Annotated in this window: 19 protein-coding genes; 12 read left to right on the top strand and 7 right to left on the bottom strand. The window is 38.9% G+C overall.

Annotated elements, in window-relative coordinates; all coding sequences use genetic code 11:
• Positions 1-10: 10 nt before the first annotated feature.
• Both can and H5120_RS09200 read left to right on the top strand, forming a co-directional pair.
• Positions 11-673: a carbonate dehydratase gene (gene can / locus H5120_RS09205; RefSeq protein WP_002959903.1), complete on the top strand. Its 663-nt coding sequence runs from the start codon at positions 11-13 to the stop codon at positions 671-673.
• 4 nt (positions 674-677) lie between these two features.
• Positions 678-1,322 (top strand): NAD(P)H-binding protein, encoded by a 645-nt coding sequence (locus tag H5120_RS09200; RefSeq protein ID WP_182674160.1) that lies wholly within the window; start codon positions 678-680, stop codon positions 1,320-1,322.
• A gap of 217 nt (positions 1,323-1,539) precedes the next feature.
• On the opposite strand, the gene H5120_RS09195 is transcribed toward H5120_RS09200, so the two are convergent.
• A complete protein-coding gene (locus H5120_RS09195; protein ID WP_002959905.1) occupies positions 1,540-1,803 on the bottom strand; it encodes a ubiquinone biosynthesis accessory factor UbiK in 264 nt (87 codons plus the stop codon).
• Between the two features lie 161 nt (positions 1,804-1,964).
• Here H5120_RS09195 and rep point away from each other — a divergent pair, with 161 nt between their 5' ends.
• A complete protein-coding gene (rep, locus tag H5120_RS09190; protein ID WP_182674159.1) occupies positions 1,965-3,983 on the top strand; it encodes a DNA helicase Rep in 2,019 nt (672 codons plus the stop codon).
• A 15-nt stretch (positions 3,984-3,998) separates the two neighbouring features.
• On the opposite strand, the gene H5120_RS09185 is transcribed toward rep, so the two are convergent.
• From H5120_RS09185 to elbB, 3 genes are all read right to left on the bottom strand, one after another.
• Entirely contained in the window at positions 3,999-6,563 is a 2,565-nt protein-coding gene (locus H5120_RS09185) for a diguanylate cyclase domain-containing protein (RefSeq protein ID WP_182674158.1), read from the bottom strand.
• 164 nt (positions 6,564-6,727) lie between these two features.
• Positions 6,728-7,123: a cytochrome c5 family protein gene (locus H5120_RS09180; RefSeq protein ID WP_002959908.1), complete on the bottom strand. Its 396-nt coding sequence runs from the start codon at positions 7,121-7,123 to the stop codon at positions 6,728-6,730.
• A gap of 233 nt (positions 7,124-7,356) precedes the next feature.
• A complete protein-coding gene (gene elbB, locus H5120_RS09175) occupies positions 7,357-8,004 on the bottom strand; it encodes an isoprenoid biosynthesis glyoxalase ElbB (RefSeq protein ID WP_182674157.1) in 648 nt (215 codons plus the stop codon).
• Between the two features lie 524 nt (positions 8,005-8,528).
• Between elbB and polA the strand changes: the two genes are divergently transcribed.
• The 3 genes from polA to H5120_RS09160 all read left to right on the top strand — a co-directional run bounded on the left by polA (position 8,529) and on the right by H5120_RS09160 (position 12,856).
• On the top strand, positions 8,529-11,264 hold the full coding sequence (gene polA / locus H5120_RS09170; RefSeq protein ID WP_138488411.1) for a DNA polymerase I: 2,736 nt from the start codon (positions 8,529-8,531) through the stop codon (positions 11,262-11,264).
• 489 nt (positions 11,265-11,753) lie between these two features.
• Complete coding sequence (locus H5120_RS09165) at positions 11,754-12,341, top strand: YceI family protein (protein ID WP_024596952.1); 588 nt, start codon at positions 11,754-11,756, stop codon at positions 12,339-12,341.
• Positions 12,338-12,856 carry a DUF1285 domain-containing protein gene (locus H5120_RS09160; RefSeq protein ID WP_024596953.1) on the top strand — a complete coding sequence of 173 codons (519 nt, stop codon included), beginning with the start codon at positions 12,338-12,340 and terminating at the stop codon, positions 12,854-12,856. Before H5120_RS09165 ends, H5120_RS09160 begins: the two co-directional genes overlap by 4 nt.
• A 9-nt stretch (positions 12,857-12,865) precedes the next feature.
• Here H5120_RS09160 and yihA read toward each other — a convergent pair whose 3' ends face one another.
• Positions 12,866-13,534, bottom strand: coding sequence for a ribosome biogenesis GTP-binding protein YihA/YsxC (gene yihA, locus H5120_RS09155; RefSeq protein ID WP_024596954.1), 669 nt, complete (start codon positions 13,532-13,534; stop codon positions 12,866-12,868).
• A 281-nt stretch (positions 13,535-13,815) separates the two neighbouring features.
• On the opposite strand from yihA, the gene H5120_RS09150 reads away from it, so the two are divergent.
• The 3 genes from H5120_RS09150 (at position 13,816) to H5120_RS09140 (ending at position 16,314) form a co-directional block, all read left to right on the top strand.
• Positions 13,816-14,448, top strand: coding sequence for a cytochrome c (locus H5120_RS09150; RefSeq protein ID WP_024596955.1), 633 nt, complete (start codon positions 13,816-13,818; stop codon positions 14,446-14,448).
• 753 nt (positions 14,449-15,201) lie between these two features.
• Positions 15,202-15,786, top strand: coding sequence for a Der GTPase-activating protein YihI (gene yihI, locus H5120_RS09145; protein ID WP_182672757.1), 585 nt, complete (start codon positions 15,202-15,204; stop codon positions 15,784-15,786).
• Positions 15,787-15,798: 12 nt separating this feature from the next.
• On the top strand, positions 15,799-16,314 hold the full coding sequence (locus H5120_RS09140; protein WP_182674156.1) for a DUF2489 domain-containing protein: 516 nt from the start codon (positions 15,799-15,801) through the stop codon (positions 16,312-16,314).
• Positions 16,315-16,390: 76 nt separating this feature from the next.
• Here the strand turns inward: H5120_RS09140 and hemN are convergent, their stop codons facing one another.
• Together hemN and yjgA are read right to left on the bottom strand one after the other, a co-directional pair.
• A complete protein-coding gene (gene hemN, locus H5120_RS09135; RefSeq protein WP_182674155.1) occupies positions 16,391-17,764 on the bottom strand; it encodes an oxygen-independent coproporphyrinogen III oxidase in 1,374 nt (457 codons plus the stop codon).
• A 123-nt stretch (positions 17,765-17,887) separates the two neighbouring features.
• Entirely contained in the window at positions 17,888-18,421 is a 534-nt protein-coding gene (gene yjgA, locus H5120_RS09130; protein WP_002959930.1) for a ribosome biogenesis factor YjgA, read from the bottom strand.
• A gap of 144 nt (positions 18,422-18,565) precedes the next feature.
• Here yjgA and pmbA point away from each other — a divergent pair, with 144 nt between their 5' ends.
• The 3 genes from pmbA to H5120_RS09115 all read left to right on the top strand — a co-directional run bounded on the left by pmbA (position 18,566) and on the right by H5120_RS09115 (position 22,965).
• Positions 18,566-19,915: a metalloprotease PmbA gene (gene pmbA / locus H5120_RS09125; protein WP_182674154.1), complete on the top strand. Its 1,350-nt coding sequence runs from the start codon at positions 18,566-18,568 to the stop codon at positions 19,913-19,915.
• A gap of 72 nt (positions 19,916-19,987) precedes the next feature.
• The gene (locus tag H5120_RS09120) at positions 19,988-20,467 is read left to right on the top strand and encodes a DUF721 domain-containing protein (RefSeq protein WP_002959934.1); all 480 of its coding nucleotides are present in this window, start codon (positions 19,988-19,990) and stop codon (positions 20,465-20,467) included.
• 422 nt (positions 20,468-20,889) lie between these two features.
• The gene (locus H5120_RS09115; RefSeq protein ID WP_182674153.1) at positions 20,890-22,965 is read left to right on the top strand and encodes a M13 family metallopeptidase; all 2,076 of its coding nucleotides are present in this window, start codon (positions 20,890-20,892) and stop codon (positions 22,963-22,965) included.
• Positions 22,966-22,987 lie beyond the last annotated feature (22 nt).

The raw sequence follows: 22,987 nt of genomic DNA, 5'->3' as shown, positions 1-22,987 counted from the left end.
AAGAGATGCAATGAGAAAGTTAAAAAATTTATTCGATAACAACAAACGTTGGGCTGCTCGTACAAGTGAAGCAGACCCTGAGTTTTTTAAAATTTTATCTATGCAACAAAATCCAGAGTATTTATGGATTGGTTGTTCAGACTCTCGTGTACCTGCAAATCAAATAGTTGATTTATTACCAGGCGAATTATTTGTACATCGTAACGTTGCTAACGTGGTTGTACACACTGACCATAACTGCTTATCGGTTATGCAGTACGCTGTAGAGGTTTTAAAAGTAAAACATATAATGGTAGTAGGTCACTATGGTTGTGGTGGCGTACAAGCCGTTTTAAACAATGCTAAATTTGGCTTTATTGATAATTGGCTACGCCATGTAGGAGATGTAAAAGAAAAGCATCTTGAACAACTTGACGCAATGCCAGAAAGCGAACGCTTAAGCCGCCTTATTGAGCTAAATGTAATTGAGCAAGTACGTAATGTGTGTCGTACTAACATTGTGCAAGATGCCTGGGAGCGCGGCCAAGAACTAAGCGTTCATGGTTGGGTTTATGGTTTAGAAAACGGCCATCTTCATGATTTAGAATCTGTAGTAACGTGCGCGAGTGAAGAAACGCAAAGCTACAAAAAAGCAGTGCAACACGTATTTAAAAAAGTGGGTGAAAATAAATAAATCCATGACTAAAACGGCGGTGTTGATAGGTGCTACAGGCTTGGTCGGTAATGAGTTGCTCCATAAGTTACTTAATAGCGATCGTTATACAAAAGTAGTTACGTTAAGCCGTCGAGTTCTGCCTGTCACACATGCAAAGCTAGTTAATCACGTTATTGATTTTGAAAAATTAATTCAATATGTTGAGCTTTTTAAAGGTGATGTATTGTTTTCGTGTTTGGGCACAACCCGTAAACGAGCGGGCTCGATACACGCTCAGCGTAAAGTAGATTTTGATTATCAGTTTATAGCGGCGCAGTTAGCGGCATGTAATGGCGTTACGCATTATTGCTTAGTGTCATCAAGCGGGGCGAATACGCACAGTAATAGTGCTTATTTGAAAATGAAGGGAGAGCTTGAGCAACATATTAAAGCACTCCCTTTTGATAAAATAAGTACTTTACAACCATCTTTATTATTAGGCGATCGTGAGCAATTTAGAGTGGCAGAAAAGATAGGCAGTATTATTTTTCCTGTTATTACACGATTTGCGTTTTTAAAGCGTTACAAACCAATAACTGGCGAGCAAGTTGCGCAAAAAATGCTGAGTGTGAGTTTAGCTCAGCAGGCTAAGTTGTCTTATTATGTACTTGATGAGCTATTTGAATAAACTTGGTAAAACGCAAAAGGCAGCCTGAGCTGCCTTTTTTGTACATTAAATTAATACCAATTTTATTAAAAAAATGATCATCCTAGTGTATTAAATAACTCACTAACTACGTTAAAAATTATTTATATAGAACAACTATGTACCATAATTTTAGCCTTGTTATTGAGCTATTTTCTTATCGCTATAATAAAACACTAATTTAATGCAATTGGTATAATTATTCAGCGTCAGTTTTAGCGCTAAGTTGTTGCTCAAGCAATGAAACTTTAGCTTCAAGTTCGGTTAACTTTTCGCGAGTACGAATAAGTACTTGGCTTTGCACATCAAATTCTTCACGGCTCACAAAGTCCATCTCAGCAAGCTTGTTTTGTAGAACTTGCTTTGTTTTACCTTCGAGTGTGTCTGCTAGGTTTTTTACGCCTTGTGGCATATTGCTAGTAATTTGCTTAGCAATTTCTTCAAGTTTTGCTGGGTTGATCATATTTGTCCCTTCGGCATTGCCTAAATGATAATAACTAATATTACCTTATACCCGCGGTATTTAACACATGATCATCTTTACCTTAATTAATTAAGGCAATTGCTATGCTCGCTGTAATGGTTACGTTAAAATTACGCGTCTTTTAAATTTCTTTGGTCGTTATGAAACTCAATCCTAAACAAGATGAAGCCGTAAAATATATTAGTGGTCCCTGCTTAGTACTCGCGGGCGCAGGCTCTGGTAAAACCCGTGTTATTACGAATAAAATCGCTTATTTAGTGAAAAAATGTGAGTACAAAGCGCGAAATATAGCCGCTGTTACTTTTACCAATAAAGCAGCCAAAGAAATGCGTGAACGAGTACTGCAAACGCTTGGAAAGCAAGACGCTAAAGGTTTATGGGTATCAACGTTTCATACACTCGGTTTAGAAATAATAAAAAAAGAGTTAAGCACATTAGGGTTTAAACCCGGCTTTTCGCTATTTGATGATCAAGATACCAATCAGCTTCTTAGTGAACTCACCGAAGATGAGCTAAAAAAAGACAAGGACTTACTCAAACTACTTAAAATGGAAATTGGTAGTTGGAAAAACGAATTAGTACTGCCAGAGCAAGCAATACGCGAAGCGCGTGATCCGCAAAAAGCATTGTTTGCGCAGTTATATGGGCGCTATCAAAACCAGCTGCGTGCTTATAATGCACTGGATTTTGATGATTTAATTATGATCCCTACTTTGTTACTTACTAATAACGCCACATCTCGTGAGCGCTGGCAGCAACGCTTTAAATACTTGCTGGTGGATGAGTATCAAGATACCAATACAAGCCAATATCAACTTGTTAAATTGCTAGTAGGCGAGCGTGCCCGTTTTACTGTGGTAGGTGATGACGATCAATCAATTTACTCATGGCGTGGTGCTCGCCCGCAAAACTTAGTGTTATTAGGTAAAGACTACCCAGGGCTTAGACTTATAAAGCTTGAACAAAACTATCGAAGTGCAGGGCGAATACTAAAAGCGGCTAACATTTTAATTGCCAATAACCCACATGACATAGAGAAAAAGTTATTTAGTGAACTAGGTTACGGTGAGCCGATCAAAGTAATAGGGTGCCGCGATGAAGAGCATGAATCTGAGCGTGTGGTTGCTGAAATAATTTCACATAAGTTTATGAAGCGAACCAGCTATAAAGATTACGCGATTTTATATCGTGGTAATCATCAAGCACGTGGCTTTGAAAAATCACTAATGAGTAACCGTATCCCTTATAAAATTAGTGGCGGTATGTCGTTTTTCGCTCGCTCAGAAATTAAAGATATTATGGCGTATTTACGTTTGCTAGTTAATCAGGATGATGACAATGCATTTTTACGTATCGTAAATACACCGCGACGCGAAATAGGCACGGTTACCCTTGAAAAGCTTGGTACGCTTGCTAATGAAAAGCACGCGAGCTTGTTTGCTACCTGTTTTGATAACGATTTAGGCTACAGACTAAAAGGGCGTGGCTTTAATGCGCTTGCTGGATTTGCACGCTGGGTTGTTGAGCTATCTGATAACGCAGTACGCGGTGATACGCTCGAAGCTGTTAAAGACTTAGTGCGTAATATTAATTACGAGGCATATTTGTACGAGTCGTCACCGAGTGCAAAAGCGGCTGAAATGCGTATGAAAAACGTATCAGAGCTGTATCGTTGGATAACAGATATGTTGACCGGTGATGCCGACAACGAACCAATGACATTAGCCGAGGTTGTTAGCAAGCTAACCCTTCGCGATATGCTTGAGCGTAACGAAGAAGAAGATGAAACCGATGCAGTGCACTTATCAACACTACATGCATCAAAGGGTTTAGAGTACCCGTACGTATTTATGGTGGGTATGGAAGAGGGTTTACTTCCGCATCAGGTAAGTATTGATGAGGACAACGTAGATGAAGAACGTCGCTTAGCTTATGTTGGTATTACTCGTGCGCAGCAGGAGTTAACACTTACTTATGCAAAAATACGTCGTCAATTCGGTGAAACCTTGCAAACTGAATTAAGCCGATTTGTACAAGAGTTACCGCAGGACGATCTTGCGTTCGAAAACAAAAAGGCGCCAAATACCCAAGCAGAGCGCATGGAAAAAGGCCAAGCAAGAGTCGCTAACCTTCGCGCCATGTTTAAAAAGCCTGAGTAATACCTCAGGCTAACTTTATAAAGACTGGGTTGCTTGCACTTCAGGTAACTCAGAGCATACTAAAGCGTGTTGTTTACCTACAAAAAATGCCAAACCGTGTTTATCTAATAAAGCTCTAAAATTAAGTATTGATGGGCCTTTAGCAATGACTTTCATTGCTTTGAGCTTTGTAATTGCAAGCACGCCCTGTAGCTGAAAATCGTAACTTTCTTGTTGTAAAACACGTTTACTAAAGGTCGAGCTAAGTAGTAAATAATCAAAATTAATATCGGTTAGTAAATTAAGTTCGCACCTGTCTTTAGCAAAATTGTTTAAACCAATTGAATAACCAAGTTGTGATAGCGTTTTGAGGTTTTTTATTTGCGTTGCGCATGCGTGGCGAATTTCTTGTTCATCAAATAATAAACAGAGTTGGCTTTGTCCTTGTTGTTTATTTAGCGTATCTGTAAATAAAACAAATTCGTGTTCCTCAAGTAGCAAACCAGAGCAAGGAACCAATGCCATAGCTACATTTGCAGTAATTGCTTGTGCATAGGCGCGTTGTAATAGTTGTAACTCTACTTGCAGATGCTGCTCTTTATCTGATGCAAACTTTTTCAAAATATCAAAGCTAGTAAAGCCAAGTATTGGGTGTTCACCAAATGCTTCAAATAAAGATTCAGACTGTTGTTGCTCATCAAGCGTAATTATTTCTGAGCTTCTAAAACTCATAGGTAATATATCAAGGTGATGTTGTGCTTTTAGAGTCTGCGCAGGTATTGATTGCGTTAATAGCGGATGAAATAACTCGTAACGATTTTTTCCTGAGTTTTTGGCGTGATACATGGCGGCATCGGCATCACGAATAATTTCATCTGTATGCGTATAGCTTTTCTTTGAGTAGGTTATCCCTATACTTGCGCCACTTTGTAAAGACTCACCTTTGAGATAAAAGGGTTTTTTCATTAAATCTATAATACGATTTGCAACATCTTCTGCTTGTTGAGGCTCAGTTAAGTGCGTTAATAAAATAACAAATTCATCCCCGCCTAAACGTGCTAGTAAATCATGCTCGCGTATACATTGGGCAAATAACTCACTCACGTTAATTAAAAATTGATCGCCTGCATGGTGGCCAAGCTGATCGTTAATATCTTTAAATTTATCTAAATCGATAAACAAAACAGCAAAGTGGTGCTCAGGAAAACGTTGATAATGTTGTAGCGTTTTTTCGAGCTGAGTTAAAAATAGACTACGATTAGGCAAGCTCGTTAGTGAATCGTGATGTGCATCATGATAAAGCTGCTGCTCTATTTTTTTTCGCTCATCTATTTGCATTTGTAAGTGCAGATTAGTTTGACGCAATTCTTTGGTTTTTTCGTTTACTCTAAATTCGAGTTCTTGATGGCTTTTTGCAATTGCTTGATTGACGAGCTTTGTTTGTAAAACAGCTGCAATTTGATGCGATACAAAGGTAATTAACTCGCAATCATCTCGGCTGAAAATATGTTTGTTATCGTAGGCTTGGCAAACAATAAGGCCGATAACACCTTGAGCTGTTTTAAGTGGAGCGCCTAACCAGCTAGTGGCCATTTGCTCTTTTGGTACAGGTGCTGAACGTTGTACCACACCGCTTTCTATTAATTCTTTTGCTCTACATGGGTGTATTAGTTGTGTTTCTTCGGTGCTTATTACCAGTTCACTATAACCTTTAGCAAATCGTCTTGGCTGTGTATTTTCTTTAAATTCATCTACACAATATGGAAAACTAATCCACCCTGTTTCTTTATCATAAAGTGCAATATATAAGTTTTCTGCGTAGGTAATTGTTTTTATTATTTCGTGTATTTTAAAATAAGCGTCATCAAGGTTTTTAGCTTGTGTTGCTATCTCAGATATTTTAAATAGAATTTGCTGGCGTTGAAGTGCGTGTTTACGCTGCTCTATTTCAAGGTTTAGTGCCTCGTTACTTTGAGTGAGTGCGCGGGTGCGAATTTTAACTTCTGACTCAAGGAGTTCTCGTTTTTTTACACGCTCTATTGCAGTTGCCAAATAAAGCGACATAAACTCAAGTAATTGTATTTGCTGTGAGCTATAGCCTTGTTTTGTATCGTAACTTTGCGCTGCTAAAACACCGATAATATTATGTTCTTGGTAAACAGGTACGCCTACCCAATGTTCGGCAGGAGTGCCTAATGCTTTAAATAAACCTTCTGCTGCAGCATCTTGCATTTGCTGCTTGGTAAAACATGTAGTTTTACCCCGTTTAAATACATAACCCGTGGCGCCTTCATCAAAGCTATTTGATTGGTTAAGGGCGACGGCAATACCATCTTTTTCATCTGAAAAGTAAGAAAGTTCTAGTGATTGGCTGTATTGATTTAGCAGCACCACATAAAAACTTTTACTAGGTACGTACTTTTGTAAAATGTCATGGATGGCGGGGTATAGCAGGGTCAGCTCGGCCACAGTACTTGCCTGCTCTGATAATTGGATCAGCGCATTTTGTAAGTGATGTGATTGTTTGTATTTCTCGAGAAGCGCTCTAAGGCGTTTATTTTGATACGCCAATTTACTCGATACTGATAGTTTATCTTCCAATGATCTAACCGGCTATTTTTATTGTATAGTTATTAGCCTTATACTTTCACTTTTAGTGCTTATCGTCAAGTTGATATTCCTACTAAAGCAGTAGCTAGACACACTATTTTAGGCATTAAAAAAGGCTTACCGAAGTAAACCTTTTTTGTATATTTCAATCGAGCTTATTTAGATGTCATAAAGTCGATAGCAGCGCTAATTTCATCATCAGAACAATCCATACACGTGCCTTTTGGAGGCATAGCATTAAAGCCATTTAGTGCATGCTCAAGTAAAGTGTCTTTACCTTTAGCAATACGTGGAGCCCAATCGTCAGCCGATTTAGGCGCGCCTAGTGCACCAGTGCCGTGACATGCAAAACATGCACCTTGATATACTTGCTCACCAGAGCGAGGACCTGTAGGCGCCGCTGCAACTGCAGCTTTATCGCCTTCAAGGTATACAGCACCAACCGGCGCGAGACGTGCTTTAATTGCATCTTCAGTCATAGAGTTATCATATGGCTGTGCGTATGCAGTGGTTGCTAGCAATAATAATGCTGCAGCTGTTAATTTTTTCATTTTGCCTTGCTCACTTCGATTTGAACGTGATCAATCACGATTAAAGATGACGGAAATTAAACCGATTATAACTCTCTGAGCCAATTTATAAAATGCTAAGAGCCGTTTTTATTAATAAAACTGACTACTTTTTGCGTTAACGCAATAAAATTTAATTATTTACTGTTTTTTGTTAAGCAATTTAATAAGCGTAATCAGTCATACAATTAACTTTTTAGATCGTAAGATCAAAATCAATTTATTGATAATACGCTACTAACTAGTTTTGCGATCCCTGCGTCGGCTTCAAGAATCGATTCTGCCAACATGTAAGCAGGGGTGGTAACTAACTTATTTGGCTCATCGATAACTACACCGTCAACCGCACAATCTATATGTTTAGCGCCTAATGTGCTTAGCGCTTGTGCTGTCTCTACATCGTTACCAATAGTAAGTGCGGCGTTATCGTAAATAAATGGGATCAATGCGGGTGCAATACACATATAACCTGCAGGCTTATTTGCTTTTGCAAATGATTTACAAGCATTAAGGACGTCCTGATTGATATTTGCTTTTGCGCCTTTAATTGCAAAATCGCATAAGTTTTTTGCAGCACCGAAACCGCCAGGTACAATTAATGCGTCAAACTGAGTCACGTCTAGTTCAATCAGTGATTTAATGTCACCTCGTGCAATGCGAGCAGCTTCTGTTAATACATTGCGTTTATCAGACATTACTTCACCTGTTAAATGGTTAATGGTATGAAGTTGCTCAATATCTGGTGCAAAACACTGATACGTTGCGCCATTTTTGGCTATATGTAATAAAGTTAAAATTGCTTCATTAATTTCACTACCATCGTACACACCAGACCCTGCTAATATTACTGCTACGTTTTTCATGCTTTTGTGCCCCTAAAGTCTTTTTTATAAGTCGATCGGATGAAGTTTAACATGCTCAAAATTTCTCGCGAAAATAAATTTTTAGTACAAAAATCATTCGCAGTGCAAGTCGTTTTGCGGTTTATGCCATTTGCGATCACTTTGCCTTTAAAAAAATTATAAAGGATCGCTATGATCTTCGATCCATTGTGCTAGAATACTCCTCCGGTTATTTAAATGGACGCGAATAATCAAAGTGAATAACAACAGAAGTAGTCGTTAGAAAACCTTTTTCCACATTGGTTTAAAATAATAAAAAAAGAACCTCGTATTATCTTTTTTAAATTAAAACATACAGTTAAAGTATTTTCTAGGCATTTTATAATGCTTTGGAAGAATAGCTCGTGGCTGTTATCTACACACTTATCCACAGCTTGCTCTAGTTTTAATAACACGATAAACAGTAATTCACAGTCGTTTTATTTACTACCTTATGGCATGCTTATAATTACCTTAATTTTTTGCATTTAGGATCCAAATTCACCATGGCTCAGATCCCCGAAAACCCACTTATTTTAGTTGATGGCTCGTCATACTTATTTCGTGCTTATCATTCTCCGCCGCATTTAACTAATTCTAAAGGTGAGGCTACGGGCGCTATTTATGGCGTGATCAACATGCTTAAAAGCTTGATCAGACAATATGATCCCTCACACATGGTGGTTATATTTGATGCTAAAGGCAAAACGTTCCGTAACGATATGTATAGCGAATATAAGGCAAATCGCCCGCCGATGCCGGATGACTTACGTACGCAAATAGCACCAATACATAGCATTATCAAAGCGATGGGTTTTCCGCTAATTAGTATCGAAGGCGTTGAAGCTGATGATGTTATTGGCACATTTGCACGCATTGCAACTGAGCAAAAACGGCATGTCCTTGTCTCCACTGGTGATAAAGATATGGCGCAACTTGTAAATGAACACGTTACATTAATAAACACGATGACCGACAGTATTTCAGACCCTGTTACCGTAGTTGAAAAGTTTGGTGTAGGCCCCGAACTTATTATCGATTACTTGGCACTAATGGGCGATAAGGTCGATAATATCCCAGGTGTTGAAGGCTGTGGTCCAAAAACGGCCGTTAAGTGGTTAGAGAAATATGGCTCGTTGCAAGGTGTAATGGATCACGCAAGTGAGATTAAGGGTAAAATAGGTGAAAAGTTAGCTGCAGCTCTCGATCATCTGCCTTTAAGCTACGAGCTTGCAACAATTAAGTGCGATGTTGAAGTTGAATCTGATCTTGATACGTTCAAATTACAAGAGCCAAATAAAGACGAATTAATTGCACTATATGGTGAGTGCGAATTTCGTCGTTGGTTAGCTGAGTTACTAGATAACCCCAAAGATGCAGAAACACATTTAGCTGTACCTACCGAAGCCACTGAATTACCAAAAGTAGAAGATGCTCATTACGAAACTATTTTAACGCAAGCGCAATTTGATACGTTAATAGAGCAATTAAATAGTGCCGAGTTATTTGCATTTGATACAGAAACTACCAGCCTTGATTATATGAAAGCGCAATTAGTGGGTATGAGTTTTGCCGTAAAAGCGGGTGAAGCTGTGTATTTACCTCTAGCGCATGACTACCCGGGTGCGCCTGAGCAATTAAGTCTGGAATTTGTAATGCAAAAGCTAGGTCCAATTTTGGCCGATGAAAACAAAGCTAAAGTAGGGCAAAACCTTAAATACGACAAAAGTGTATTAGCGAATGCAGGTTTTGCGCTAAACGGTATTAAGTTTGACACCATGCTTGAGTCATACGTATTTAATAGTGTGGGTACACGCCACGATATGGACTCGCTAGCACTTAAATATCTAGGTCATAAAAATATTAGCTTTGAAGATATTGCTGGCAAAGGTAAAAAGCAACTTACCTTCAACCAAATTGAACTTGAAAAAGCTGCGCCTTACGCTGCAGAAGATGCCGATATTACTTTGCGCCTACATGAAGTGCTTTGGCCAAAAATAGCGGCTGATGAAAAGCTAAAATCTGTATTCGAAGATATAGAAATGCCACTTGTTAGTGTGATTTCTGATATTGAACGAACCGGCGTTGCAATAGATAGCAATATGCTTGCAGCACACAGCCAACGATTAGGCGAGCGTTTAATTGAGCTTGAAAAAGAAGCATTTGAAATAGCAGGCGAACCATTTAATTTAAGCTCTCCTAAGCAACTACAAGTACTGTTGTTTGAAAAGCTTGGGCTGCCTATTATCAAAAAAACACCTAAAGGTGCACCTTCTACCGCAGAAGAAGTATTGCAAGAGCTTGCTCATGATTATCCACTACCTAAAGTAATTATAGAGCATCGTGGTTTATCAAAGCTTAAATCAACTTATACCGATAAATTACCATTAATGGTGAATGAGAAAACCCAGCGTGTACATACGTCTTATCATCAGGCAATTACAGCAACGGGGCGCTTGAGTTCAACCGATCCTAATTTACAAAATATTCCTATTCGTTCAGAAGAAGGGCGTCGAATTCGTGAAGCGTTTATAGCTGCAGATGGTTATAAAATTGTCGCTGCCGATTACAGCCAAATTGAGCTGCGTATTATGGCGCACCTTTCACAAGACAAAGGTCTATTAAATGCATTTGCTAACGGCTTAGATGTACACAGTGCAACTGCCGCTGAAGTATTTGGTGTCGAGCTTGATGATGTAACTACCGATATGCGCCGCAAGGCGAAAGCAGTAAACTTTGGCTTAATTTACGGTATGTCTGCATTTGGTTTAGCACGTCAACTAGATGTGCCACGCCATGAAGCGCAGCATTACATAGATAAGTACTTTGAGCGTTTTCCAGGTGTATTAGAGTACATGGAAACAACACGTGAAAAAGCGGCTGAAAATGGCTATGTTGAAACAATATTTGGTCGCCGCCTACATTTGCCAGAAATAAACGCACGTAATGGGGCGCGCAGAAAAGGAGCCGAACGTGCTGCTATTAATGCGCCAATGCAAGGTACTGCTGCTGATATTATTAAAAAGGCAATGCTGAGCGTTAACCGCTGGGTACACGAACAAGCGCCAAATACGATTAAGTTACTTATGCAAGTACACGATGAATTGGTATTTGAAATTAAAACAGACTGCGCACCTGAATATACAAAACATATTTGTGAGCTGATGTCGCAAGCTGCAGCGCTTGATGTGCCGCTTATTGTTGAAGCCGACGAAGGTGACAACTGGGAACAAGCCCATTAATGCAATTTGAGCATTTTAATTAAAGCGCCTTTTGGCGCTTTTTTTATGTTTAATAAAAAGGCGAATAACAGCTATTTAATTAGCTATATGCAAGCTTTAGTTAAAATAAGGTTAATTTAAGCAACTATTTGTATTAAATAGTTATATGTTCGTCAATTCGAGCTGTTTTACAGGAATATGATTGTATTTTAATGCGTGCTTTTGTTAAAGTCCCGCCTGTCCTATCCTGTAGGACATCCTGTTGATGATGCATCTGAAAGGGTGCAACAAATTGATAGCTTCTCCCCAGTTTGCTATACCGGCCTACCAACTTGTTTGGTGGGCCGTTTTTTGTTTTATGCCTAAAAATCCTATCTAATTAATTCTTTTTTGCGCTATACCAATTGTATTGTTCATTCGTCACTTCGAGGTGGTTTGGGTACATCGCAGGTGATACCATCGAAGTGCTATCATTTTTATTCTTTTCATTTTATTACTAAGGAGTGCGTTATGTTTAAAGCATTAGCTATTGCAGGTTTTTCTTTATCAAGTTTAGTTATTTCTAATGTTGCTCAGGCCAATTGGCAGCTAGTGAATGATAAAAGCCAACTAAGCTTTGTTTCAATTAAAAAAGATTCGATTGCTGAAGCTCACCATTTTACTAACCTTGAAGGTATGCTTTCTGATAAAGGTGAGTTTAGCGTTAATGTTGATTTAACATCAGCCGAAACTCTAATCCCTATTCGTAATGAGCGTTTAGCTACATTTTTATTCGAAGCGGCTAAATTCCCTAATGCTGTTTTAACTGCAAATTTAGCTAAAGAGCTAAGTAATATCAAAAAGCCTGGTCAATATGTATTGAAGGGTATTAAAGCTGAGCTTGATTTTCATGGTAATAAAAAACCATTGGCAATTGATGTACTCGTTAACAGCACGCAAAGTGGTGATTTAACGGTATCATCATTAACACCTATTATTATTAATAGTGATGATTTTGGTGTAACCGAAGGCGTTAAAAAGCTGCAAGAGCTAGCGGGTTTACCTTCAATTGCAACAGCAGTACCTGTTACATTTGCAATAACACTTAAAAAACAGTGATTTCTTTAAGTGAGCTTAGCAAGCGATTAAGCGAGCCAAGCAAACCTTTTGATAGTTGGCAGCCTAACCATTGTGGGGAGCTGCCAATTGTTATTAATAATGAAGGGAAATGGTTTTACGATGGCAGCGAAATAACACGCCCAGCCATGGTGAAGCTGTTTGCTTCTGTATTGTGTAAAGAAGATGAGCAATTTTATTTAAAAACCCCTGTCGAAAAAATAACAATAACGGTTGAAGATGCGCCGTTTATTATTGTTGATTGGCGTTTTGAAAATACAGCGCAAGGGCAAGTGTTGTGTTGTATTGATAATTTAGCTAGGCAGTGGCTAGTGAGCGCTCAGCAGCCTTTGTATATAAAAGACTACAATGGTTCAAAGGTGCCTTATTTAAAGCTACCGTATGGTTGTAGTGCGCGAGTTTCACGCAGTGTATTTTATCAGTGGGCTGAAAAAGCCGAGTCTGATAAGCTCGGCTATTTTATTAAATCTGCAGGAAAGCAGTTTTATTTATCGTAACGCCAGCGTTTAAGCCTCTGGGTTGGTTTCGTCTGTGATTGTTTCATCGGTAGGTGGTACAGCAATAATAGGACCTAAAAACCATTCATCTAGCTTTTTAGCTACTTCTGGTAAACCGGTGCCCTTTAATGATGAAAACGCATGAACTGTAATATCGCCATCAAGCGTGCTTAATTCACGGCGAACTTGCAGTACTTGTGATTTACGAGGGCCTTGCTTTAGTTTGTCGGCTTTAGTTAATAGTGCCAATACTGGAATTTCACTACCAATTGCCCAGTTAATTAAATCACGGTCTAAATCTTTTAATGGATGACGAATATCCATTAAAATAACAATACCTTTTAAGCTCTGACGCTTTTGCAGATATTCACCTAACGACTTTTGCCATTTCTTTTTCATTTCGATTGGTACTTTAGCAAAGCCATAGCCTGGTAAATCGATAAGGCGCATATCGTCAACATCCGCTAAATCGAATGTATTGATTAGCTGAGTACGTCCAGGTGTTTTACTTGTACGTGCTAGCTTCTGATCGGTTAATGCATTTAATGCACTCGACTTACCTGCATTGGAGCGACCGGCAAACGCAACTTCAATTCCCGTATCAGCAGGTAATTTAGTAATGTCGGGAGCGCTTGTTACGAAAGACGCAGTATTATATTTGATACGAGATTTGAGCACAGGCTCTCCTAAAACTTAAATAAATAACATTGAGTAAACCAAATTCACTCAGGGCGCGTATTTTATACTATAAAGGATGTATTAAAAAGCGTATTTAACCACCTAAAAACAGCACCTATGGTACATTTAAAACATGTTAAAGCTTAATCTAAGTCAAAACCCTGTAAATTATAAGCTTAATATGTGTAGAAAACGTGCCAGAGAATTTATTATCGTGTAGAATATATGTATTACAACATCACGATTGTAGATGATACAGGGTCGGAAACAGAGAATTCACCATGAAAAAAATAGCACTATCTTTAACAATATTGCTTGGTGCGTTGTCAGCAAGCAACGCAACAGCATTTGATGGCGATGTAAACGCAGGTAAAGAAAAATCAGCAACGTGTGCGGCTTGTCACGGCCCAGACGGTAATGCACCGGTTAATATTTACCCTAAAATTGCAGGTCAACATCCAGATTATATCCTTAAGCAACTTCAGGATTTAAAATTAGGTATGACGTCAGGCGGCAAAGAAGGGCGTATGGATCCAGTAATGAGCGCTATGGCTATGCCACTTAGCGAGCAAGACATGAAAGATCTAGCTGCTTATTTTTCTTCAATGAACATGACTGAAGGTGCTACACCTAAAGATGTTGTTGAAGTTGGCGAAATGCTCTTTAAAGCAGGCGATGCGGAGCGTGGAATTCCATCATGTGCAGCATGTCATGGTCCACGTGGTAATGGCTCGTCACTTGCTAAGTTTCCAAAAATTTCTTTTCAGCATCCTGGATATATCAAGTCTCAACTTGAAAAATTCCGTGATGGAACTCGTCACAATGACTTAAATGGCATGATGGGCGATATAGCGAAGAAATTAACAGATAAAGATATTGAAGTACTTTCTCAGTACTTAGGCGGTTTACACTAAAGTCGTATTTATTTAGCAATTAATAATAAATACACTACAATGTTTTACAAAAAAGCAGCCTTGGCTGCTTTTTTTGTGCGTAAAATTAACGATATCACCCGTTAAAATGTAAGACATTGACCATGCGAGAGTGTGAGAAAAGTCTTCTTTTTATTTTTTATTCATCATTAACCTATTGTATTTTATTGTTTATTTTATTTTGAAATGTAATAAGTATAATAAAAGTTATATAAACCAGTTGTAACAAAATCATTAACGAGTAAATTAACCACTGTCGCAAAAGAACAATAACAAAACGGAAACAAGCTATAAGGAAAGTGGCGCGGCATGACTACATAGCACAAGATTGGTGCTACTAAAGGAAATAATAAAAAAGTGTCAGGATGACCGAAAATAATAAAAACTCATGGAAGTTTAATAACAAAAACAAAATGGAATGTAACAAGGAACGTAAAAATAATAACAATACGGACTGATAATAATAAAAATAATAAAGACTAAAAAAAGTCGAAGGGAGAAGTGTCCAGATAATGGCGCTCAGATTAGCAGGCGGTAGAGATGTTTTCTCTACCGCCTTTTTATTTGTCCTGTTACAATACCCACCGTTTAAAATTAGCGATTAATTAGCTAAGGCGCTTTTAAATGAGAAACCCAACCTCTATAGCGCAAACTGAATTCTTCTGGCTAGGCCAGCACTGCGATGCCCATTAATTTGCGCTTCGCTCAAAACCTCTTAAGTGAGATGATCAAGATATGAGTAGAACTAAAAAGTCACGCAAAAGCCCAGCAAACGGACCTGTTCGTTTAAGCCAAGATAAGCTTAAAGAAATGCGCGCATTAAAAGAGCAGCGAGTTAAAAAAACTAAAGGCGCAAAGCCCGGTTCTCGTAATGCGCCAGATTTACTAGATAGCGAAAGCCAAAATAGTAATCACGCGCCTAAAGATAAGCGTGTAGGCAGTAAAAAGCCTGTGCCGTTAATCGCAACCGCGCCGGAGCCTAAAGTTGAAATGAAACGCAACTTAAAGCCAACTATTGAGCTGAAAAAAGTAATCGAGCCTGAATTTACACCTGAACAAGAGCTAGAAGCACTTGAGAATGATGAACGTTTACTTAAATTAGTAGAGCGTCATGAAAAAGGTGAAATGCTAACAGGTAAAGATGCTAAGTACTTTAATAGTCGCATTGCCCGTCATCAGGCGTTATGTGAAATTCTTGGTATTGAAGATGAGGACGAAGACGAGTTTGAAGATGACCTTGAAAGCCAAGGCAGTTCTGATTTCGATCAATACTTATCTGATGATTTAGCCAACGAATGGTTAGATGAAGACGACAAATAGTAAGGATAAATAATGAGTACCTCGGAAATTTTAGCCTTACTTTTAGGCGCTGCTATCATAGCTGGTTTGGCATTTTATGCGGGTCAGTTGCTGTATAAGTTAAATGCGCAAAAAAAGTTAATTGCTAAAACGCAGGCTGAACAAAAGCAAAAGCTTGAAAAGTCGCGTTTAAAGCGAAACGCAAAACTAGCCGATAGTATTCATTTAATCGCACGTGCAATGAATGAAGAGCAGTGTGAGTTTTCTGAAGGCTGTTTACGCATCTGGGTACTTATGTCTCAGTATGCCTTTGAAAGCGAGCGTGGTTTAACGACGCAGTATCCTGGTATTTATAAAATGTATCAGGTAGTTAAAGAAATGCCGACGCACGATGCACGCAAAAAATACTCTAAAAAAGAGATTTTTAAGCTAGATAAGGCTCGCTGGCAAGCTGAAAAAACACTTAAAGATGAAGTTAAAGCGGATTGCGCTAAAATTATCATCGAGTTTAAAGCCGCTCCAGGTAGCGATAAAGTCGTTTTTAATTAAAGCTACAACTTAAATACAAAAAGCAGACCTAGGTCTGCTTTTTTTGTGCCGATGTATTTATTACCCAGAGTTCAGGCTAAATCACCCTTGAAAAGCGCGTTGCGTTAATTTGTTTTTGTAAGTGAGCATCGAAGCACATACAAATAATACGAATGAATAAGTTCCCGCGTGGTGTTACGCTAATTTTATTATCAATTATAGTGACTAGTTCATCTTTTATAAGTGGCGCCAGCGCTACTAATGCATCCTCAAAGTAGTCATTAAATATAAGCGCGTGTTTTTCACTAAAGCTTTGTATATCTAATTCAAATTGGCAAATGAGCTGTTTAATTGCATCAGCACGAGTTACATCATCATGTGTTAAGTGCATTCCTTTATTAAGAGCACTGCCGCTTTGTGTTTCTACGCTGTGGTAATAATGTTTTAATTCTTTTTGATTTTGTAAAATGGCGGTGCCAATTTGTGAAATTGATGACACGCCTAAACCTAATAAATCACAATTTCCATGGGTTGTATAACCTTGAAAGTTACGATGTAACTTGCCTTCATTTTGCGCAACAGCTAGTTCATTATCAGTTTTTGCAAAATGGTCCATACCAATAAATTGATAGCCTGCTTGCGTCATCTGCTTCAGCGTATTTTTAAACATGGTGAGCTTATTATGTGCACTGGGTAAATCTGCATCTTTAATCTTACGCTGTGCGGCAAAGCGCTCTGGTAAATGCGCGTAGTTAAACACTGATACTCTGTCAGGGCTTAGCTTAATGAGTTGCTCTATAGTTTGTTTAAAGCTTTGTGGTGTTTGCAGAGGAAGCCCGTAAATCATATCTGCATTAATAGATTGAAATCCCAGCTCGCGAGCTTGTGTAATTAATTGCTTAACGGTATCTGCATTTTGTGGGCGATTAACAGCAAGTTGCACGTCATCGTTAAAGTCTTGAATCCCAAACGAGATGCGGTTAAAGCCAAGCATCCTTAAATCAACAAGCATATTATCGGCAAGTGAGCGTGGGTCTATTTCAATGCCGCGCTCTGTCGTGCGTGTAAAATTAAAGTGTTGTTCTAAAAGCTTAATTAAACGGGTCATTTGTTTTGCGGTTAAAAAGGTGGGAGTACCGCCACCTAAATGTAATTGCTCAACCGTGTAGCTTTTAAATAAAGGCGCTTGGGCAGTAATTTCTTTTGCTAAAAAGTCGAGATACGTATCTGCCTTAGATTGATGACGGGTAATTATTTTATTACAGCCACAGTAGTAGCAAAGCTGACTACAAAACGGGATGTGAATATATAAAGAAAGAGAGCGACTTGTTGACGATTCTATAGCGCTTAGTAGGTCTTGTTGCTGATATCCGTCACGCAGTGATAAAGCCGTGGGATAAGAGGTATAACGCGGACCAGACACATTATATTTGTTTATTAGGGTTTCATCCCATTGTGGAAGTTTAATCATCACGCGCACCTAAGTATTTATTTAGGAGGGATTATAAAAAAGTACTCAGGAAGGCGGTTTGATCTATAACAAAAAAGGTGCCGAAGCACCTTTTTTAATAAAATATAACTTAAGACAACCTAATTAATACGTAATAGTATGAGCATCTTTAAGGTATTGAAATAATTCTTTATAACCTTTACCTGGCTTTTCAGCTTTCGCTTCTTTTGCCGCATTTCGAACTAATTGGCGCATTTGTTGACGATCAAGAGACGGAAACTGCTCAATAGTCTCATTGATAAGGTCATCACCTTGCTCAATTAAATCTGAACGTAATTGCTCAATTTTTTTTACCAATACTTCAGCTTGGTTATTTTTATTAAGCATCACATCGATAATCGCTTTAATATCATCAATGTTTTCTACAGTACGCAGTGTTTTAGCGATGTAATTTAAGTGGCGGCGGTACGCGTCGCTTTTGTTACTTATTTTATCAGCAACAACCATCGCTTCTTTTAAATCGTCATTTAATGGCAGGCGTTCGCGCTGTTTTTTACCCATTTTGGCAATTTCAGTACCTAACTGATGAAACTCTTGCGCTTCGCGTTTAAGCTCCGTTCTTGATACATATTCAATTTCTTCTTCAATTTCAGCAGGCTTGCCTTTTTTCTTTGCCATGGGGTGCTCTTAAATAAAAATAACTTTTGCCATTATACATGAATATGATACTTAGGAATATTAGCTGATGTGATGCATTGAGTGTGTTAGCATTTAAATATAAGAAATGCGTGCATTATGCCTCTAAGGCTCAGGACTTAATTTATGAAAAGCCAACAAAACGATCCAATTTATTCTCAAATATCACAAGTTAAAGATGCGGTAGCAGAAGTACTCGAACATGCTAAAAAATTAGGCGCTACAGCTGCAGAAGCTGCGATGTCTAGCACGTCTGGTTTATCGGTTAGTACACGAATGGGTGAAGTAGAAACCATTGAGTTCAACCAAGACGGCGGCTTAGGCATTAGTGTATATGTTGGTAATAATAAAGGCTCGGCGTCAACTGCTGATTTAAATCCAAAAACATTGCGCACGGTAGTCGAAAAAGCGATTGATATAGCCAAATTTACATCTGATGACCCATTTAACGGCGTTGCTGATAAAGAGTTACTTGAATTTAATCCTAAAGATTTAGATTTATATCATCCTTGGGATGTAAGTCCTGAGGAAGGCATTGAGCTTTGTCATGCTGCTGAGCAAGCTGCATTAAATGCAGATGAGCGCATTTTTAACTCTGATGGTGCGAGTTTTTCATCGCATCAGGGATTACGTGTTTATGGTAACAGCCACGGTTTAATTGCAGGCTTTCCACGTACGCGCCATAGTATTAGTACTATGGTAATAGGTCAAGATGGCGAGCAGATGCAACGCGACTCTGCTTATACTGTTGCCCGCGACCAAGCGGGTTTAAATGACGCAGCGGCAGTTGGGCTTGAAGCAGCAGCTGAAACATTGGCTAAATTAAATAGCCAAAAGTTAGGCACAATGAAAGTGCCTGTTATTTTTAGAGCCGATATTGCAAATTCGTTGTTTGGTCACTTAGTGTCGGCAATTGGTGGTGGTGCGCTTTATCGTAAATCAAGTTTTTTACTTGATAGCTTAGGCACACAAGTATTTAGTAATTGTGTGAATATTGCCGAGCGCCCACATATTTTAAAAGGGTTGGCGTCGTCACCGTTTGATAGCGAAGGTGTTAAAACATCCGATAGGGAAATTATTCAAGGCGGCGAGCTACAAACTTATTTATTAGCAAGTTATGCTGCGCGTAAAATGAACATGACCCCAACAGGGCATGCGGGCGGTATACATAACTGGCTCGTTGAGCAAACTCATAACGATTTAACTGCACTATTAAAAACCATGGGTACTGGCTTATTAGTTACAGAGCTAATGGGGCAGGGCGTAAATACCGTAACGGGTGACTACTCTCGTGGTGCTGCAGGTTTTTGGGTTGAGAATGGTGAAATTCAATATCCGGTAAGTGAAATTACTATTGCTGGTAATTTAAAAGACATGTTTAAAGGTATTTCTGCCATTGGTGGTGATATAGAACGCCGTGGTGGTATTCAAACAGGCTCAGTACTAATAGAGCAAATGCAAATAGCCGGCGCGTAGTATTAATACGCAGTGTATACTTAGACCCAGAGTATTATCTCTGGGTCTAAGTGAGTTTTTACGAGGTGTAAAATGGCTAAAGATAGATATGCACCAAAACCGCTAACCGATATTATGGCGGGGTTAAATAATCGTTTATCGGCTTATGCAGGCAAAAGCCAAGCACTTGATACACAGCAAACACTATTAAAAGATTTTTTAGGCCCTAAATTGGGTGATAAATGCAGAGTTAGTAATTACCGAGACGGCACGCTAATGATAGAGGCGGTATCTGCGCCTATCGCACTTAGGCTTAATTATTTAAAAATGGATATGCTTTCACACTTTAGAGCTGCTGGAATGGCAGAGCTCGGGCAAATAAAAATAACTGCAAATCCTCAAGCAACTCAGCGATTAAGTACCGCGAATAAATCGGGCAGCCCTACAGTTACCAACTCACGGAAAATGAGTGAGCAAACCGCTAATTACTTAAATGCGATAGCGGCTTCTGCCCCCCCTTCATTAAAAGAAAAACTAGAGCGTTTAGCGCTCCACGGAAAGAATAAAAGTTAGCCTTAGCCACCCACTATATTGTTATTGGTAGGGCTATTTTTGCAGCTCACCGCATTCAAAATACTTTGTTACATATTCCATTTTATTGTTGGTCTAATGAGGTTTATGATACTGCGTGGTGTGCTTTATTATTTAAAGCTCCCTTGATACCCATTCCATTAAGTAAAAGCGTACAGGCAGTGCTATTTTTACTCCTGCTATATTCAAGAATTTAATGGAGTTGGTATGTGATACCAACCTGCATAAATCTTTGATCAATTTAACGAATTAAATTGCACTATAACGTCGTTAAAAATTTTTTATTTAGAACAACTAGATACAAAAACTTTTGCCTAGTTCTAGCGTAATTTTCTTAACGTTAAATAGACCCCATACATAAGCAGATTGGTATGATTTAATTCTAACTAACAAACGGAATCATTATGAACAAAGTAACAATGGCCGCTGCGAGCATAGCGCTTGCACTTGGTCTAGTAGGTTGTGGTGAAAAACAACAAGAAGCTAAAGTAACCGATACTCCTGTAGTAACAGCACCCGCTGAAAAGCCACTAGAGCTTGGTATTGAACTAGCGAATATGGATAGTTCAGTGCGCGCACAAGACGATTTTTATTATTATGTAAATGGACAGTGGTTAGCAAAAACTGAAATACCAGGTGATAAGTCTAACTACGGTTCTTTTTCGCAGCTATATGATGAGTCACAAAAAGCGATGAAAATTGCCCTTGAAAACGCAGCCGCAAATAAGGCCGCTAAAAAAGGCAGTGATGAGTATAAAATTGGCGCATTTTATAAAAGCTACATGAATCAATCTGCGCGTAATGAGCTAGGTATTACGCCATTACAACCGTCATTAGATACGATTGATAGCGTTAAATCTAAAGCTGACTTAGTGGGTTTAATGGCTAAAATTCAAAAACAAGGCGGCACTTTACCGTTTGGTTGGTTTGTAAATAACGATGCTAAAAACTCGAGCGAGTATGCATTGTATTTATCTCAGTCGGGTCTTGGTTTACCAGATCGTGATTATTACTTAAATGATGACGAAAAATTCACTAAAATTCGTGCTTCTTACGAGCAATACATCACAGATGTTTTAGCAAAATCAGGCGTTAAAAATGCAGCAGAAGCTGCCAAGAGCGTACTTGCATTTGAAAAAACACTAGCTGATGCTCAGTGGAGCCGTGTGCAAAGCCGTGATGCAACTAAATCTTATAACAAGATGACAGTAGCAGACGCAAGCAAGTTGATGGGGGAGCTTGATTTAGCTGCATTCTTTAAAGATGCAGGTGTGAGTGCAAGTGATATTATTGTACGTCAACCAAGCTACTTAGAAGCACTTGCTACTATTTACAAAGATACTGATTTAGCGACGTGGAAAAACTACTTAAAATTTCATTTTGTAAGTGGTTATGCAGAGCTACTTAGCGAAGATTTAGTTAACCTTAACTTTGACTTTTACAGCACAACACTTCGTGGCGTAGAGGAACAAGCACCTCTTTGGAAGCAAGCGGTTGATGCATCTAACAGTGTACTTGGTGAGATTTTAGGTAAGGTATACGTTAAAGATAACTTCCCGCCAGAAGCGAAAGCACGCATGGAAGAGTTAGTTGATAACGTAATTAAAGGTTATGGCGTTGCTATCGAAAATCTTGAGTGGATGAGCCCTGAAACAAAGCTTGCAGCGAAAGAAAAATTAGACAAATTTACGCCTAAGATTGGTTACCCAGACACGTGGAAAGATTACTCAGAGCTAGAGATTAACTCAGACGAGCTAGTAGGTAATTACATCCGTTATAGCGAATGGGCATACGCAGACATGATTGCTAAATTGGGTAAACCAGTTGATCGCTCTGAATGGCACATGACTCCGCAAACAGTAAATGCGTATTACAACCCAGTAAACAATGAAATTGTATTTCCAGCCGCTATATTACAACCACCATTCTTTAATTTAGAAGCGGATGATGCTGTAAACTACGGCGCAATTGGCGCGGTAATTGGGCATGAGCTGGGTCACGGTTTTGACGACCAAGGTGCTAAATACGACGGTGACGGTAACTTACGTAACTGGTGGAGTGAGACTGACCTTAAGCAATTTGAAGAGCGTACAGCGGCTTTAGTTGCACAGTATAACGAATATAAACCGTTTGAAGATGCAAGTGTTAATGGTGAGCTAACGCTTGGCGAAAACATTGGTGACTTAGGTGGTTTAACCGTTGCGCATAAAGCGTATATGCTATCTTTAGGTGATAAAAAAGCACCCGTGATAGATGGTTACACAGGCGATCAACGTTTCTTTATGGGTTGGTCACAAATCTGGCGTCGTAACTACCGCGATGAAGAGTTACGTAATCGTTTATTAACAGACCCTCATTCACCAAGCCACTACCGTGTAATCGGTATCTTGTCGAACATGCCTGAGTTTTACGAAGCGTTTGACGTAAAAGAAGGTGATAAAATGTATATCAAACCAGAAGATCGCGTAAAAATTTGGTAATTTACTAAATAGACCGATTTAA

It is taken from the genome of Pseudoalteromonas sp. SR43-2, assembly GCF_014163885.1.
Lineage (GTDB): Bacteria > Pseudomonadota > Gammaproteobacteria > Enterobacterales > Alteromonadaceae > Pseudoalteromonas > Pseudoalteromonas distincta.
The sequence above is the reverse complement of the archived record's forward strand: the minus strand, read 5'-3'. Positions and strand labels throughout refer to the sequence as shown.